The organism is Streptomyces sp. NPDC036813 (genome assembly GCF_055609245.1).
Genome location: NZ_JBVJPV010000005.1, coordinates 280,348 through 294,787, shown reverse-complemented (window position 1 = coordinate 294,787; position 14,440 = coordinate 280,348). Strand labels below are relative to the sequence as shown.

The window sequence follows — 14,440 nt, the reverse complement described above, 5'->3', positions numbered from 1 at the left end:
GCGCCGGTGGCGCGGTTTCGCCGCCGGGCTTCGGGGTTGCTCTCGCGTTGCGGGCTTCGCCCACGCACGGCTGCGGCTTGCCCGGGGCCGGCTTTCGCGCCGGTGCTGCGGCTTCGCCGTCTGCTCCGGGTCGCTCCCACCTAGCAGGCTTCCCGCCCGCACGGGCTGAGGCTTCGCCTCCGGTGCCGCGCTCCGGGCTGCGCACCCGTGCTGCGGCTCGCCTCCGCATGCCGGGTTTCCGCCCCGAGGGCTGCGGCCAAGCCCTCGGGTTCCGGGCTCGCCCTCGCGCTGCGGCGTCGTTGCCGCATCCCGGTGTGCCTCCGCCTCAGCTGCTTGTCCGCGCACGTTCTCCGCGCCTCTGCGGCAGCCATGCGCTGCGTGCAAGCCCCCGCCGTCCCCGGGGCAGCCGTGCGCTGCGCGCATGTCCCCGCCGACCCGGCGGCAGCCGTGCGCTGCGCGCAAGAGGGCCCCGCCTCTCGGCGGCAGCCGTGCGCGCACAAGGTGCCCCCGCCGTCCCGGCGGAAGGGCCGGGGTGGCGGGGGCACGGAGGGTCTGGCCAGGTCCGGTCGCCCTTGGGCTTGCCGCGTTGGTCCGGGGTGCCGTGCGGCGGGGGGCTGAGGGGCTGGGGCGACGTCGCCGGGGTCACGGGGGAGCCGGTGTGGCCCTCGCCCTGCCCGGGGCGCAGGGCGCCCGGGTCGCCCCCGGAGGGCTCGGCGCCGGCCCGCAGCTGGTCCAGGCGTGACGTCAGGATTTCGGTGATCGGCAGGCGGTCGGCGTGGGTGCGCTCGTAGGCGAGGAGTTCCTCGACCTCCTCGGCGGTCAGCGACCGCACGCGGCTCTCCGGACCGCCGATCGGGAGGTGGTCGTAGTCGGGCAGCGGCAGGGCGCTGCGGCCGGGGTCGGCCATGTGGGCCTCACTTCCTCCCGGCAGCCGCGCGCCCCGCGAGTGCGGGGCGTACGACTGCGGGGGTGGCGTGGGCTCAGTGGGCGCCCAGGCCGCCTCCGCCGAACGAGCCGCTGGAGCCCTTGCCCCACTTCGGCCGTTCCTGCGACTCACTCGGCCGGGTGCCGAGGTTGCCGAACTCGTGCGGGAGCCGGCGACGGCCGTCGTGGGGCACCTCCTCGGGTTCCCGGTTCTGCTGGATGCCGCGGACCGCGCCGCCCGGGGGCAGATGTGGCTGCTCCTCCGGACGCGGCGGGGCCGGCTCGCGGCTCTTGAAGACGTCACCGAACCAGAAGGCGCCGATCAGTCCGCCCACGAGGAAGACCCCGATGATGACGGGACCCAGGACGAGAGCGCCGCTCACGGCGGCCATCTGCATCATTGCGCTGCTCATATCACACGAATACCCCCCAAACGGCCTCACTACCAGATCACCGCGAACGGGATTGCCGGGTCCGGGAGCGGTTGGCCTTGCGCACCGCGTCGAGCAGCTCGGACTTCGACATCCGCGAACGCCCCTCGATGTCCAGGCGCCGCGCGAGGTCGTAGAGGTGCTCCTTCGTGGCCTGCTCGTCGACGCCCTCGCCGCTGCGCCCGCCCTGCTGCCGGGGCCGGGCCGAGCGCGGGTCCGAGGGGCCCTTGCGGCCGCCCTCCTTGCGCTCCCAGTGGTCGCCGACCTTCTCGTGCGTGTGCTTGAGCGCCCCGTAGGCGACCCGGTGGGCCCGCTCGCCCTCGCCGTACGTCCCGACGGCGGAGTCGTGCGCCTTGATCCAGGTCTCCTGCGCGTCCTTCGAGGAGCGCTCGAGCGTCGACGGCAGCTCCTGTCGTCCGGGCACGTCACTCGCCTCCTCCGCTGCGGCTTCCGGGCTGTCCGGGTGCCCGCGAAGGCGCCGGGATAACGGGCGCGGGCCGGGCTCCGGCCGGGTTTGGTGCGGTGGGCACCGGCTACCCGCACGACGTGACTTCGACGACGACCCAGCAGGAGCTCATACGGTTCCTCGAGGACCGCTTCGCATGTGCCCAGGCGTGCACCGAGTGCGCCAGGGCCTGTGCGCTGCGGGCGAGCCTGGTGGACCCGGGAGGGACCGAAGAGCAGGAACTGACACGACGCAAGGGCATCATGTGCGCCGAGGTGTGCGATGCCACCTGCCGCGTGCTGTCCGAGCAGAACAGCGTGGACGAGGCCGGCATCCGCGTGCAGGTGGAGTGGTGCCGGACCGTCTGTCTGGAAGCGGCCCACGTCTTCGACCGCCACCCGGGCGCCGAGGACACGGCACGGCACTGCCGTGACTGTGCCCGGGCGTGCTCGGACTTCCTCCGCACGCTCGCCTGACGACGCAGGGCACGTTCCGGTGCCCTCGGAGAGGGAGGTGGCCCGCACATCCCTGGTCCTGAGACTGCCTACCGAGACGCGTTCCGGGCGTCGACGACGCGGCGCATGTCGAGCAGATGGTGGCGCAGTTCGTGCAGCGTGTGCACGGCGAGCCAGCGCAGGGAACGCTCCGCGCGCTCGGGGAAGCCGTAGACGAGCGTGCGTTCCCAGCCGGCCGGCGACAACCGGCCGAGGACGTGGCCGAACATCAGCGCACCGTCGCGCAGCTGACGCGCGACATCGGCCGGCTGCTGCTCGACGTAGCCGTCGTGCTCGACACGCTCCTCACGCCCCATGGACTCCGTGACCGGTGTGTCGCTGCGCAGCGCCGCCAGCGCCCGCTCCCGCTGCACGAACAGTACGTCGCGGACGTGGCAGGCGTACTCCAGGGGCGACCAGACCTCCGGTGCCGGACGGCGTCGCAGCGCGCTCGCGTCGGCCCGCAGCAGCCGCCCGTACGCGTCCGCGTCGTCCAGCGCGAGCCGCGGTACCGAGGGGGCGAGGGACAGGTCGTACTCGAAACCGCATTCCGCGCACGTCGTCATGCGGGCACGTTATCAACGCCCCCGCTAGCATGGGCAGATGCCGTCGCAACGGAGCGAGCCCTCGGACTGGCAGCTGCTGGCACCGCTCGTGGACCTCGTGACCCCCATGGCGGTCAGAGTGGCCGCCACCCTGCGTCTGGCCGACCTGATCGCCGCCGGTGCCGAGCGGGTGGACGAGCTTGCGGAGCGCACCGGCACCGACGCCGACGCACTCGGCCGGCTGCTGCGCCACCTCGCCTCCCACGGGATGTTCCAGGAGGCGTCCCCGGGGCGGTTCGTCCTCGACGAGCGGGCCGAGCTGCTGCGCTCGGACCATCCCTCGGGTATGCGGGACTGGTTCGACCTGGAGGGCTTCGGCGGCCGGATGGACCTGGTGTTCACCGGACTGCTGCACACCGTCCGCACCGGCCGGCCCGCCTGGGAGGACGTCTTCGGCGCGCCCTTCTGGGACCACCTCGCCGCCGACCCCGCCCTCGCCGCCTCCTTCGACGCGACGATGGCCCGCTCGCTGCGCAGAACGGCGGCCACCGACTACGACTGGTCCGGTGTCCGGCACGTCGTCGACGTCGGCGGCGGCACCGGCGCGCTGCTGGCCGAGGTGCTCGGCGCGCATCCTGCCCTGCGCGCCACCCTGGTCGACCTGCCGGAGACCGTGGCCCGCGGACGCCGCTTCCTGGCCGAGCGCGGCCTGGCGGAGCGGTGCGCGTTCGCCGGGCAGAGCTTCTTCGACCCGCTGCCCGCGGGCGGGGACGTGTACGTGCTCAGCGCCGTGATCCACGACTGGGCCGACGAGCCGGCCGTCACCGTGCTGCGCCGGTGCGCCGAGGCCGCGGGCCGGGGCGGCCGGGTCCTCCTCGTCGAGACACACGGCAGGACCGGCGACGACGCGGCCATGCGCGCCGAGATGGACCTGCGCATGCTGGTGATCGCCGGCGGGCGTGAACGCGGCGTCGAGGAGTACACGGCGCTCGCCGCTGCGGCCGGGCTCGCCCCGGCCCAGGTCCGCACGACACCGTCCGGCCACCTGCTGATGGACTTCCGGTCCGCGTGACCCCCGGAGGCCACCGCGGGCCGGCGGACTCCCGCGGACGCCCGGGCCGCCTGATTCCCGCCGGACCGCCGAGGGGGACCACATGAGCGACACCGACCCGGGCCTGTTCGGCCCCGACTCCGTGACGTGGCAGATGCACGGCGACCCGATGATGTGGGTCGCCGGCATCCGCGCGCTCTACCTCCAGGCCCTGCACCCGCGCGCGGTGCGCGGCGTCATGCAGAACAGCGACTTCCGGCGCGACGCCTGGGGACGACTGCGGCGCACGGCGAACTTCGTCGGTACGACGACGTACGGCACCCGCGAGGCCGCCGAACGGGCCGGTGAACGCGTCCGGGGCATCCACCGCCGGCTCACGGCCACCGACCCGGCCACGGGGGAGGAGTACCGGATCGACGACCCCGAACTGCTGCTGTGGGTGCACTGCGCCGAGATCGACTCCTATCTGCACGTGCTGTGGCGCTCCGGCTTCCCGCTCACCGACGCCGCCGCCGACCGCTACCTCGCCGAACACCGCGTCAGTGCCCGCCTGGTCGGCCTCGACCCCGACGCCGTACCCGCCGACCGGGCGCGGCTCGCCGCCTACTTCGAGCAGATCCGGCCGCAGCTCGCCGTCACGCCCGAGGCACGCGCCGTGGACGACTTCCTCCGCCGCCCGCCGACGCACCCTCTGCTCGTCCCGGCGCGCGAAGTGCTGTGGCGGCGCGTGGCGCAGCTGGCGTACGCCTCCCTGCCGCCGTACGCCCACGCGCTGTACGGCACAAAGGCCCCGCCGCCCGCCGCCGTGACCCGGCGACTGCGCGCGACCGGCGCTCTGCTGCGCCGCATACCCGCAGGTGTGCGCTGGCAGCTGCCGCCCAAACACATCCTGCGCGCGGTCGCCCGGCTCGGCCCGGACACCCGCCCGGCACCGTACAAAGCAGGGCGATAGCCAGCCATACTGGGCAAGCCAGGGAAGGGCGGGGCGAACGCTTACGGGGGCGACGCGTCTGATGGGGGACACCAGGCTGATCCAGGACCGTTACCGGCTGCTCGACGTGATCGGACGCGGCGGCATGGGCGAGGTGTGGCGGGCCCGCGACGAGTCGCTGGGCCGTCTGGTGGCCGTCAAGTGCCTCAAGCCGCTGGGGCCGCATCCCGACGCGTCCTTCGCCGGTGTGCTGCGCGAGCGTTTCCGGCGCGAGGCGCGAGTGGCCGCCGCGCTCCAGCACCGCGGGGTGACGGTCGTGCACGACTTCGGCGAGAGCGAGGGTGTGCTGTTCCTGGTCATGGAACTGCTCGACGGCCGCAACCTCAGCCGGGTGCTGGAGGACAACAAACACCATCCGCTGCCCGTCCCCGACATCGTGGACATCGCCGGACAGGTCGCGGCCGCGCTCGCCTACACCCACGAGCAGGGCATCGTGCACCGGGACCTGAAGCCGGCGAACATCGTGCGGCTCACCGACGGCACGGTGAAGATCTGCGACTTCGGCATAGCCCGCCTCGGCCACGACATCGGCCTCACCTCCCGGCTGACCGGCACCGGCATCGCCATGGGCACCCCGCACTACATGTCGCCCGAGCAGATCGTCGGCGACGAGGTGGACCGGCGCAGCGACCTGTACTCGCTGGGCTGCGTGCTGTACGAGATAGCCACCGGGGCGCCGCCGTTCGACCTCGACGACCCCTGGGCGATCCTCGTCGGCCACCGGGACAGCCCGCCCCGCCCGCCGCGCGGCCACCGGCCCGAACTCCCCGACGCGCTGGAGGAGATCATCCTCGGCCTGCTGGCCAAACGGCCCGAGGAGCGTCCCCGGGACGCCCACGAGGTGGCCCGCCGCCTCGGCACGGACCGGCCGCCCCCGGTGTACGCGTCCGTCGTGCCGCCGGCGCCCGGGCGGGAGCCGGTGCCCCGGGAACGCCGCCTGCCGTCCTGGACGCGCGGCATGACCACGGGCCACAAGGCCGGCGGCCCGGGCCCGCACGTCCCGGCACCGGATCCGGGCGGCGGGCTGAGCAGGGAGTGGATCCCGCGCGAGCGCGGCGGCGCCGGGCGCGGCCGGGGATACGACCGGGAGTACGGCACGGGGGCCGATGCCGGCAGCGGCTCCGGGGCCGGTGCCGGGAGTGGCGGGGGGAAGGACAGCGGCCCCGGGGCGGTACCGGCCCGCGGCTCGGGAACCGGCCGTGACGGCCTCGGCCTCGGCGGCCGCGAAACGCCCCTCGGCCCCGCCGCCCGGAGCGCACCCCTCACGGGTCGCACCCCCGGGGCCGACCCCGTCGTGCTCGCCGGTCTGGCCGAGCGGCACCGGGCGGCCCTGCGGTCGGGCGCGCTCGGCAGGTGGGCGGAGGCAGGGGCGGCACACCGGGACGTCGCCGGTGAGCGTGAGCGGCTGCTCGGTCCCGATCACCCCGACACCCTCGCCAGCCGCCACGAGTACGGCTTCACCCTCGGCCGCACCGGCCGGGCCGCCGAGGCGCTGCGCGTCTACAAGGACGTGGCCGCCCACCGCACCCGGCTGCTGGGCGCCGATCACCCCGCCACCCTCGCCGTGCGGCAGGAGATGGCGTACACGCTGGGCCAGTTGGGCCGGCATCACGACGCCCGCCAGGTGTACGCGTCGGTGCTCGCCGCCCGGGAGCGCACCATGGGTGCCGATCACCCCGACACCCTGCGCTGCCGCCACAATCTCGCCTCCAGCCTCGGCCGTGTCGGCCGCGTGGCGGAGTCGTACCGCCTGGCCTGCGAAGTCGCGGCGGCGCGCGCCCGGGTACTGGGGCCCGAGCACCCGGACACGCTCGTCACCCGGTACGAGGTCGCCTATGCGCTGGGGCAGCTGGGGCGGTGGGCGCAGGCCCTGGAGACCTACCGGGAGGTCGCCGCGGCCCGGGCACGGGTCCTCGGCCGGGATCACCCCAACACGCTCGCCGCCCGCTACGAGACCGGCATCAGCCTCGGCCGCCTCGGCCGCAGTGCCGAGGCGCTGCGGTTGTACGGCGCGCTGATCGAGGACCGCACCCGGGCGCAGGGCCCCGCCCACCCGGAGACCCTGCGCGCCCGCCATGCCCATGGCGTCAGCCTGGGCCGGCTAGGCCGCTGGGAGGAGGCGCTGGCCGAGGCGCGGGACGTGGCCGCGCTGCGCGAGAGCGCCCTGGGGGCCGACCACCCCGACACACTGCTCAGCCGCCGTGAGATCGCCGTCGCCCTGGGCTGGCTGGGTCGCTGGGCCGACGCGCTCACCGAGTACCGGCTGCTGGCCGGTGCCCGCGCGCAGCTGCTGGGCCCCGGCCATCCGGACACCCTGTCCGCCCGCACCGACGAGGCCCACTGCCTGCGGCAGCTCGGCCGGCACGCCGAGGCGGCCGCCGTGCAGGACGGCATCGACGGCGTGCGGCAGACGAGGTGAATGGGCTGGGGGCCTGCGGATACCCGGACGCAAGGGTGCATCGCACATCGTCCGCACGGTCTGCCGAGGAGGCTCTGATGGCGGACCTCAGCACCCTCGACCCGCAGAAGGCGCTCCGCGGAACGGACTGCCCCACGGACAAGAAGCACCTGGTGGAGGTCGCCCGCAGGAACAAGGCAGACGACAAGATCGTGAGCCGCCTCGACGGCCTCGAGAAGGACCGCTTCGACGGCCCGAACGAGGTGCAGAAGGCGATCTTCGACTCCTGGCCTTCCGTGTCCCCGGCGCGTCCCCGGCCGCGTAGGCTCGGCGGATGGACAAGACCACCGTCGTGCTTCGGACAGAAGCGGCCGAGGGCGCGTCGGCCCTGTTGCTGCGGCCCTGGGCCCCGCGTGACATACCGCAGCTGATCGAGGCACACCGGGACGCGGAGCTGCGCCGCTGGATCACCGCACTCGTGCACGACGAGGACAGCGCGGCCCGCTGGGTGCGGGACCAGCGCAGCGGCTGGGAGAGCGGCGAGCGCCTCGCCTTCGCCGTCGTGGAGCCGGCCGCGGCCGACGAGACTCTCGCGGGCCACGTCGTCGTGAAGCGGACCGCCGCGGGCGCCGAGGTCGGCTACTGGACCGCCGCCCATGCCCGGGGCCGCGCCGTGGCACCCCGCGCGCTGCGCGCTCTCACCGACTGGGCCTTCACCGCCCTGGGCCTGACACGCCTGGACCTGCTGCACCGGACGGACAACGCCGCCTCCTGCCGGGTGGCGCAGAAGGCCGGGTACGCGCTGGAGGGAGTGCTGCCCGCGGCCCCGCCCGCCTTCCCGGAGACGGGCCATCTGCACACCAGGCTGGCCGGCCCGCCCGCCCGCGCGCTCCAAGACGCCGGGCCGCGCAGCCGGCCTGACCTGCCGGACCGTTCCCGGTCCGCCGACGCCGGCCGGCGCTAGTCCGCCGAAGCCGACCAACCCTTCGCCTCGATCCGGGCCGCGTCCGCCGGCCGGCGGTCGTCGAAGGCCGGGCCGTCGGATGTCTCCACACGCAGTGCGTCGACGTACGCTCCCCGGCCGACGTAGAGCCGGTCGGTGCTGTAGCGCCAGCGCAGGGTGAGGGACCGGGCGGGCGGCAGAGTGGCCGTGAGCCGGTGCCAGGTGCGGCCGGACCAGCCGGTGACCGTGCCGTCGGGGTGTTCCTGCGGCCGGCCGTCGGCGTCGCCGGTCGTGACGAACGGCAATGGCTGCCAGGTGGCGCCGCCGTCCGGGGACGCCTCCAGCGCCAGCACGTCCGCCTGCGGTTCGATGTCCCACCACAGCGCGCAGTTCAGTTTCGAGCCGTCCGCGGAGGTGTCCAGCGGCGGCAGCGTGAGCGTGGCGGAGGTGGCGCTCGCCATCCCGGCGAACCAGGCACTGCGGCCCTGCCGCGGGCGGACCGGCACGGCGCGCGCCAGGTTGTTCCCGGCGGCGACCCGCGGAGCGGATCCGGAACGCCAACTGCGCACGGGGTGGACGGAGTTGCCGAGCACGACGAGGAACGAGTCGGTCGTCGGGTCCAGCACGAGCGACGTACCGGTGAAACCGGTGTGGCCGGCCGTGCGCGGTGTGGCCATCGCGCCCATGTACCAGTGCTGGTAGAGCTCGAAGCCCAGGCCGTGCTCGTCTCCGGGGAAAGCGGTGTTGAAGTCGGTGAACATCAGCTCCACGGACTGCGGGCGCAGGATGCGGGCCCGGCCGTAGCAGCCGCCGTTGAGCAGGGTGCGTGCGAGTACGGCCAGGTCCCAGGCGCAGGAGAACACGCCCGCGTGGCCGGCGACCCCGCCCAGGCTGTAGGCGTTCTCGTCGTGCACCTCCCCCCACACCAGCCCCCGGTCGAGACCCGACCACGGTCTGCGGGCGTCCTCGGTGGCGGCGATCCGCGGTCTCCAGGAGGCGGGCGGGTTGTAACGGGTGCGGGTCAGGCCCAGCGGGCCGGTGATCTCCTCGTGCAGCAGCGTGTCCAGCGGGCGCCCGGTGATCCGTTCCAGGACGAGTTGCAGGGAGATCAGGTTCAGGTCGGAGTAGAGGTAGGCGGTGCCCGGCGCGTTCAGCGGTGCCTCGTCGTAGATCAGCCGCAGCCTCTCCTCCCGCGTCGGCGCGTTGTACAGCGGTATCCAGGCGCGGAAGCCGGAGGTGTGGGTCAGGAGTTGACGGATCGTCATACCCTCCTTGCCCGCGGCCCCGAACTCCGGGATGTACGAGGCGACCGGCGCCTCCAGTAGCAGCGCGCCGCGCTCGATCTGCTGCACCGCCAGCAGCGAGGTGAAGAGTTTGGACACCGACGCCAGGTCGAAGACCGTGTCGCGGGCCATGGGGATCTGCTGCTCGGGCGGGAACTCGACGCCGGTGTCGGTCTTCTCGTCGTACGCCCGGTAGCGCACCGCCATGCCGATCGGCTCGTGCAGTGCGACGGTGCCGCCGCGCCCGGCGAGCAGCACGGCGCCCGCGTACCAGGGATGCTTGGGGGAGGGGCCGAGGAAGGTCCTCGCGTCGGTGACGAGCCGGCGCAGATGCCCGTCGAGCAGTCCGGCGCGCTCGGCCGAGCCGTGCCGCAGCGTCGGTCCGCCGCCCCTCGGCCTATCGCCCCCCGGCCGTGCGGCCGCGGCCGGTCCCGCCGGGAACGGCACGAGTGCCAGGGCGCCACCCAGCGCCGCTGCCGCCGAACCGAGTTGACGTCGCGTCAGTCCGCCCACCGCTGCCTCCCCCGCAACCCCTGAAAGTATCTTTCCGTGATGGTGGAGCCGCATGAAACTTTCGCGTCAGCCGGCGGGCATGTCAACGGGCTTGCGGCACAAGGGAATTGACGGAGGGGCAGGAAGAGCCGCTACGCGTGGTTGGCGTCACGGGCGCAGGAGGGGGCCGCGGTGTCGTCGCCGCCGGTGTCCGTCGCCTCGTCGACCAGCTCGACGCAGCACACCCCCGCGTGCGGTTCCAGCACCGCCGTGGTGCGCCGGTGCCCGGAAGCGGCGAGGTAGCCGCACAGGAAGGCGTGGTTCATCCCGCACACCAGCTCCGGTGCCTGCGCGGCCACCGGGTGGAACGGGCAGTTGTACAGCACGGTACGGCCGCTGCCGTCGTCGGCGGGCTCGAACCCGAGGGACTCCAGGAACGCGGTCACATCCCCGCCGCGCGCCTCCGCGCCCAGCGACGTGCCGCGCTCCCGGGCGACGCGCAGCGCCGCCTCGTGCGCGCTCTCGCCCGGCCGCACCGCGGTCACCGCCTCGGTCAGCAGTGAGGCCAGCAGCTCGTGCCGGCGCGGCGGCAGGCTGATCTCCAGCGTCTGCGCGCTGGGCTCGTAGACCTTCGGGGCGCGCCCCACGCGACGCGGCCCGTGGCCCCCGTGCCGGGCCTGCAGCAGCCCCGAGTCGACGAGCTTGTCCAGGTGGAACGCGGCCAGCTTGCGGGAGATCCCGACCGCCGCCGACGCCTCCTCCCGGGTGACCGGACGCCGCGCCCGCCGTACGAAGTCGAACAGCCGTCGCCGTGACTCGTCGCCCAGCACGGCGAGCGCGGCCACGGAGTCGGTGGTGGCCCGGGCCGGGGAGCCTGCGGCGGAGGGATCGAACGTCACGCGCCCACGGTAACTCCGTGAGCCACGGGTTGACGCCGGGCTTGACCCGTGCCCGGAATAAGACCAACAATCGTTGGTGAAATAACTCACAGGTGAGGTGCCGGTATGACCGTGAACACTGATCTTCGTCAGGCCAAGCAGCCGGTCAGCGGTGCGCTGGCGGGACCGTACGGTCACCCCTTCCATCCGATCCTGGTCACGGTGCCGATCGGCGCCTGGGTGAGCAGCCTGGTCTTCGACATCGCCTCCCACGTGGTCCACCGGCCCGCTTTTCTGGTGCAGGGATCGATGTGGCTGATCGCCATCGGCGTGATCGGCGCGCTGGCGGCGGCCTGCGTCGGCTTCCTCGACCTCTTCGCGATCCCCACCCGCACCCCGGCCTTCCGCACGGCCCTGGTCCACATGACGCTGAACCTCTGCGTCACCGCCGCCTACGCGGGCGGCTGGGCCTGGCGGCACAGCGACGGCACCCCCGGGCAGGAGGGCGTCGGCGCCGGGCAGCTGACGCTCTCCGCCGTCGCGCTCGCCGCCCTCGGCCTGTCCGGGTATCTCGGCGGAAAACTCGCCTACCGCTACGGCGTGCGGGTCGCCGACGAGGCCACGCAGGCCGACGGCTACCGCAGCACGTCATCGTCCTGACGCACCCTGGAGATCGCCCATGGACATCGCCGCTCTCGTCGCCTGGATCGTCACCGCTCTCGGCGGTGCCGTCCTGCTCGCCCGCTGGATCGCCCGCGGCGGCCTGCGCCCCGCGCAGCAGGCGGCGCCGACCCGCCTGCCCGCGCCCGTCGTCTTCGGCCACTTCCTGCTCGCCGCGGCCGGCCTGGTGGTGTGGATCGTCTACCTGGCCGCCGACAAGCAGGCCCTGGCCTGGATCTCCTTCGGCCTGCTCGTCGCGGTCGCCCTGCTCGGCTTCACCCTGTTCGGCCGCTGGCTGCCGGTGTACCAGGGCACGTCGGGCGAGACGGCGCCCCCTGAGCGTCACCTGCCGGTCCCCGTGGTCGCCGCCCACGGCGTCCTCGGCGCCACGACCCTGGTGCTGGTGCTGCTGTCGGCACTGGGCGTCGGCGGCAGCTGAGCCGGGGGACGGGGCGCGCGGCGCCCGGGAGACGGACCCCGGGCGCCGGCCGCGTCACCCCTGCTCGGCGACCCTGATCACCCGCAGCCCCGGCGAGGTGAGGATGTCCCTCTCGCAGAAGCGGGAGGTCACCCACTGCCCTGCCGAGAACAGCCGCGTCTGGTCGCTGAAGTGCGGCGAGCGAGGGTTCGAGGACTGGGAGTACGTCAGCAGGGTGCGGGCCACCGGGCAGCTCGAGCCGTCGAAGCCCACGGCCTGGAGGTAACTGGAGCCGTGGGCCACCTCGGTGTAGCCGCCGCCGGCCGCGTTCCACACCGGCTCGGCCTTGTTCCACACGCCCAGCGACTCCGTCCCTCCGGGCACCGGGATGCGCTGCCCGCCGCGCACCACGAACTGGTGATCGCCCAGCGGGGAGTCCAGCGCGATGCCGGCCGCCCGCAGCTCGGCCACCGCGTCCGCGAGAGCCGTGGCGAACGCCGGAGTGTCCGTGTTCAGCGTGTTCGGCGTACCCACGGGGTCGGCCGGCGAGAACGGCACCTTCCACAGCTGCGCGGACGGCAGCCTGCGCCACAGCCGGTCGAAGAGCAGCGCGCCCCGGCTCGCGGTGTTCACGGTGTGGTCCCAGGCGGCCAGCACCCCGCACGCCTCCCGCACGTCGACCGCCGTGCCGTCACTGCCGGTGGCCGTGCCGCCCGGCAGCGCCGAGCAGGCCCTCGCCGCGTCCGGGGCGGCGAGATCACCGGCCGGCACCCGGTTCGCGAACTGCTGCGCCTGCAGATCCCGCACGGTCAGCCGGCCGCGCGCCGCCATCGCCGCCACGTCCTGCAGCGCGCCCCGGGTGCGCAGCGTGCGCGCCGTGCCGACGGTGCCGAAGATCCGTTCGTAACCGGTCAGCGGGCGCTCCGCGTTGGCCAGCCAGGCGCTGTCGTTGGAGTTCTCCGCGTACGGCGCGTCCTTGAGCACCGGCATCCGCGCGGGCCCGAACACACCGGGCTGGACGGCGTCCGGGTCGCTGCCGAGCGCGCAGTCGCCGCGCGAGCCGTCCAGGACCGCCAGACCGGACGCCTGATAGGTGGCCCGGCCCAGCGGCGTCAGGCAGCGCCGCGCAAGGTCGTCGGTGACGCGCGGAAGCACCTGCGACTGGGTGTACAGGCTGTGGCCGCGGGAGTCGGCGGCGATCGTGTTCACCCACGGCAGGCCCTGGGTGCGGCGCAGCGAGGCCAGCACGTCGTCGGTGGAGCGGGCGCGGCTGAAGCCGAGGGCGGTGTCGGCGCCGCGCAGGTTGACCGCGTTGGGGTCGCCCACGGCGTACGCCGTCGTGGCCGTCCAGGGCAGCGGCAGCGAGGTTCCGAGGGACGCGGTGACCGGGCCGTACCGGGTCCACCACTGCGTGCGCGTCACGGGTGCGCCGTTGTTCACCGCGACGGTGACGGTCCGCCGCGTCATGCGTTCCGGCCTGCCGTCGACCAGGTAGACCGTCGGGTCGGCCGGGTCCAGCGTCAGTTGGCGCAGGTCGAGGGTGACTCCGGTGGCGACCGTGTGGCTCCAGGCGACGTACGGGGTGTGGCCGATGGAGATCGTCGGCGAGCCGAGCAGCGAGCCGCCGGCCACGTTCAGCACACCGGGGATGGTCTGCTGGGACTGCCAGAAGCGGCGGCCGCCCTGCCAGGGGTAGTGCGGGTTGCCCAGCAGCAGGCCCCGGCCGTTCGCGGTGGCCGCGCCGCTGAACGCGACCGCGTTGGACCCCATGTCCGCGGAGTCGGTGGCGAGCAGGGCCCGGGCGGCCCGCGCGGCGTCCCCGGCGTCGGGCACCTGCGCGCCGGAGGGTGCCGCCGTCGGCGGCTGCGCGGCCGTGATGCCGTCGATCGCCCGGCCCTCACCGCCGAGGACGGCGAGCGCGTAGGAGCGCGCGGCCACGTCCAGCGTGGTCACCGGGCGCACCCACGAGGCGCCCCGGCACGCCGGGTCGGTGATCCGGTGCTGCGCCAGCCAGGTGTTGTACCCGGCGGCGAAGCCCCGCATCAGCTCCTTCACCTCATGACTGGGCCCGGCCGGCGCCGGCTGCCGCAGCAGCATCTCCACCGTGCCCGCATCCCGTACGCCGCGGAAGTACAGGTCGCTGGAGAGGTTGGTGCCGGCCGAGGACAGCGAGCCGTCGGTCGCGGCGTCGGCGCCGAAGTACCGCGAGCGCTCGCCCCGCACGGTCACGAAACCGTCGGCCAGTGTGCAGACCTGGTCGGCGGCCTGTGCCCAGCCGGTGCCGAAGCCGAGGTCGGCGTAGGAGCGGGCGAGGATGTGCGGGATGCCGTACTCGGTGTACCGGATGACGGCGGACAGACCGCCGTGCGCGGGACGGTCCTGGCCCGCGGGCCGCTCGGCGGCCGTCGCCGGCAGCGCGGACGCGGCGGTGAGCAGGGCCGCGGCCGCGACGGCGGCTCGTCTCAGGCGGGTGCGCATCGTGCCTCC

The 14,440-nt window shown here is 74.3% G+C and carries 14 protein-coding genes and 1 pseudogene; 8 read left to right on the top strand and 7 right to left on the bottom strand.

Annotated elements, in window-relative coordinates; genetic code table 11:
* Positions 1 to 559: 559 nt before the first annotated feature.
* The 3 genes and pseudogenes from ACZ67Q_RS13865 to ACZ67Q_RS13855 all read right to left on the bottom strand — a co-directional run.
* A pseudogene (locus tag ACZ67Q_RS13865) lies at positions 560 to 907 on the bottom strand (DUF8129 domain-containing protein); the annotation flags it as partial.
* A 73-nt stretch (positions 908 to 980) separates the two neighbouring features.
* Positions 981 to 1,337, bottom strand: a complete 357-nt coding sequence (locus ACZ67Q_RS13860) for a DUF6479 family protein (protein WP_361629437.1) — start codon at positions 1,335 to 1,337, stop codon at positions 981 to 983.
* 37 nt (positions 1,338 to 1,374) lie between these two features.
* The gene (locus tag ACZ67Q_RS13855) at positions 1,375 to 1,779 is read right to left on the bottom strand and encodes a ChaB family protein (RefSeq protein ID WP_471180790.1); all 405 of its coding nucleotides are present in this window, start codon (positions 1,777 to 1,779) and stop codon (positions 1,375 to 1,377) included.
* Between the two features lie 122 nt (positions 1,780 to 1,901).
* Here ACZ67Q_RS13855 and ACZ67Q_RS13850 point away from each other — a divergent pair, with 122 nt between their 5' ends.
* Positions 1,902 to 2,276 carry a four-helix bundle copper-binding protein gene (locus ACZ67Q_RS13850; RefSeq protein WP_471180787.1) on the top strand — a complete coding sequence of 125 codons (375 nt, stop codon included), beginning with the start codon at positions 1,902 to 1,904 and terminating at the stop codon, positions 2,274 to 2,276.
* Positions 2,277 to 2,344: 68 nt separating this feature from the next.
* Here the strand turns inward: ACZ67Q_RS13850 and ACZ67Q_RS13845 are convergent, their stop codons facing one another.
* The gene (locus ACZ67Q_RS13845) at positions 2,345 to 2,860 is read right to left on the bottom strand and encodes a DinB family protein (protein WP_471180786.1); all 516 of its coding nucleotides are present in this window, start codon (positions 2,858 to 2,860) and stop codon (positions 2,345 to 2,347) included.
* A gap of 37 nt (positions 2,861 to 2,897) precedes the next feature.
* On the opposite strand from ACZ67Q_RS13845, the gene ACZ67Q_RS13840 reads away from it, so the two are divergent.
* The 5 genes from ACZ67Q_RS13840 (at position 2,898) to ACZ67Q_RS13820 (ending at position 8,243) form a co-directional block, all read left to right on the top strand.
* Positions 2,898 to 3,911 carry a methyltransferase gene (locus ACZ67Q_RS13840; protein WP_471180783.1) on the top strand — a complete coding sequence of 338 codons (1,014 nt, stop codon included), beginning with the start codon at positions 2,898 to 2,900 and terminating at the stop codon, positions 3,909 to 3,911.
* Between the two features lie 82 nt (positions 3,912 to 3,993).
* Complete coding sequence (locus tag ACZ67Q_RS13835) at positions 3,994 to 4,842, top strand: oxygenase MpaB family protein (RefSeq protein ID WP_471180781.1); 849 nt, start codon at positions 3,994 to 3,996, stop codon at positions 4,840 to 4,842.
* 61 nt (positions 4,843 to 4,903) lie between these two features.
* The gene (locus ACZ67Q_RS13830) at positions 4,904 to 7,300 is read left to right on the top strand and encodes a serine/threonine-protein kinase (RefSeq protein ID WP_471180778.1); all 2,397 of its coding nucleotides are present in this window, start codon (positions 4,904 to 4,906) and stop codon (positions 7,298 to 7,300) included.
* Between the two features lie 77 nt (positions 7,301 to 7,377).
* Positions 7,378 to 7,710: a DUF2795 domain-containing protein gene (locus tag ACZ67Q_RS13825; protein WP_471180776.1), complete on the top strand. Its 333-nt coding sequence runs from the start codon at positions 7,378 to 7,380 to the stop codon at positions 7,708 to 7,710.
* Entirely contained in the window at positions 7,614 to 8,243 is a 630-nt protein-coding gene (locus ACZ67Q_RS13820) for a GNAT family N-acetyltransferase (RefSeq protein ID WP_471180773.1), read from the top strand. Before ACZ67Q_RS13825 ends, ACZ67Q_RS13820 begins: the two co-directional genes overlap by 97 nt.
* On the opposite strand, the gene ACZ67Q_RS13815 is transcribed toward ACZ67Q_RS13820, so the two are convergent.
* Both ACZ67Q_RS13815 and ACZ67Q_RS13810 read right to left on the bottom strand, forming a co-directional pair.
* Complete coding sequence (locus tag ACZ67Q_RS13815) at positions 8,240 to 10,072, bottom strand: serine hydrolase domain-containing protein (RefSeq protein WP_471180770.1); 1,833 nt, start codon at positions 10,070 to 10,072, stop codon at positions 8,240 to 8,242. The two genes, ACZ67Q_RS13820 and ACZ67Q_RS13815, sit on opposite strands and share 4 nt — an antisense overlap.
* A 77-nt stretch (positions 10,073 to 10,149) precedes the next feature.
* Positions 10,150 to 10,896 carry a helix-turn-helix transcriptional regulator gene (locus tag ACZ67Q_RS13810; protein ID WP_471180767.1) on the bottom strand — a complete coding sequence of 249 codons (747 nt, stop codon included), beginning with the start codon at positions 10,894 to 10,896 and terminating at the stop codon, positions 10,150 to 10,152.
* A 105-nt stretch (positions 10,897 to 11,001) separates the two neighbouring features.
* Here ACZ67Q_RS13810 and ACZ67Q_RS13805 point away from each other — a divergent pair, with 105 nt between their 5' ends.
* Both ACZ67Q_RS13805 and ACZ67Q_RS13800 read left to right on the top strand, forming a co-directional pair.
* Entirely contained in the window at positions 11,002 to 11,535 is a 534-nt protein-coding gene (locus tag ACZ67Q_RS13805) for a DUF2231 domain-containing protein (RefSeq protein WP_471180764.1), read from the top strand.
* Positions 11,536 to 11,554: 19 nt separating this feature from the next.
* Positions 11,555 to 11,974: a hypothetical protein gene (locus ACZ67Q_RS13800; RefSeq protein WP_471180761.1), complete on the top strand. Its 420-nt coding sequence runs from the start codon at positions 11,555 to 11,557 to the stop codon at positions 11,972 to 11,974.
* Positions 11,975 to 12,028: 54 nt separating this feature from the next.
* On the opposite strand, the gene ACZ67Q_RS13795 is transcribed toward ACZ67Q_RS13800, so the two are convergent.
* Positions 12,029 to 14,431 (bottom strand): penicillin acylase family protein, encoded by a 2,403-nt coding sequence (locus tag ACZ67Q_RS13795; protein ID WP_471180759.1) that lies wholly within the window; start codon positions 14,429 to 14,431, stop codon positions 12,029 to 12,031.
* Between the last annotated feature and the right edge of the window lie 9 nt (positions 14,432 to 14,440).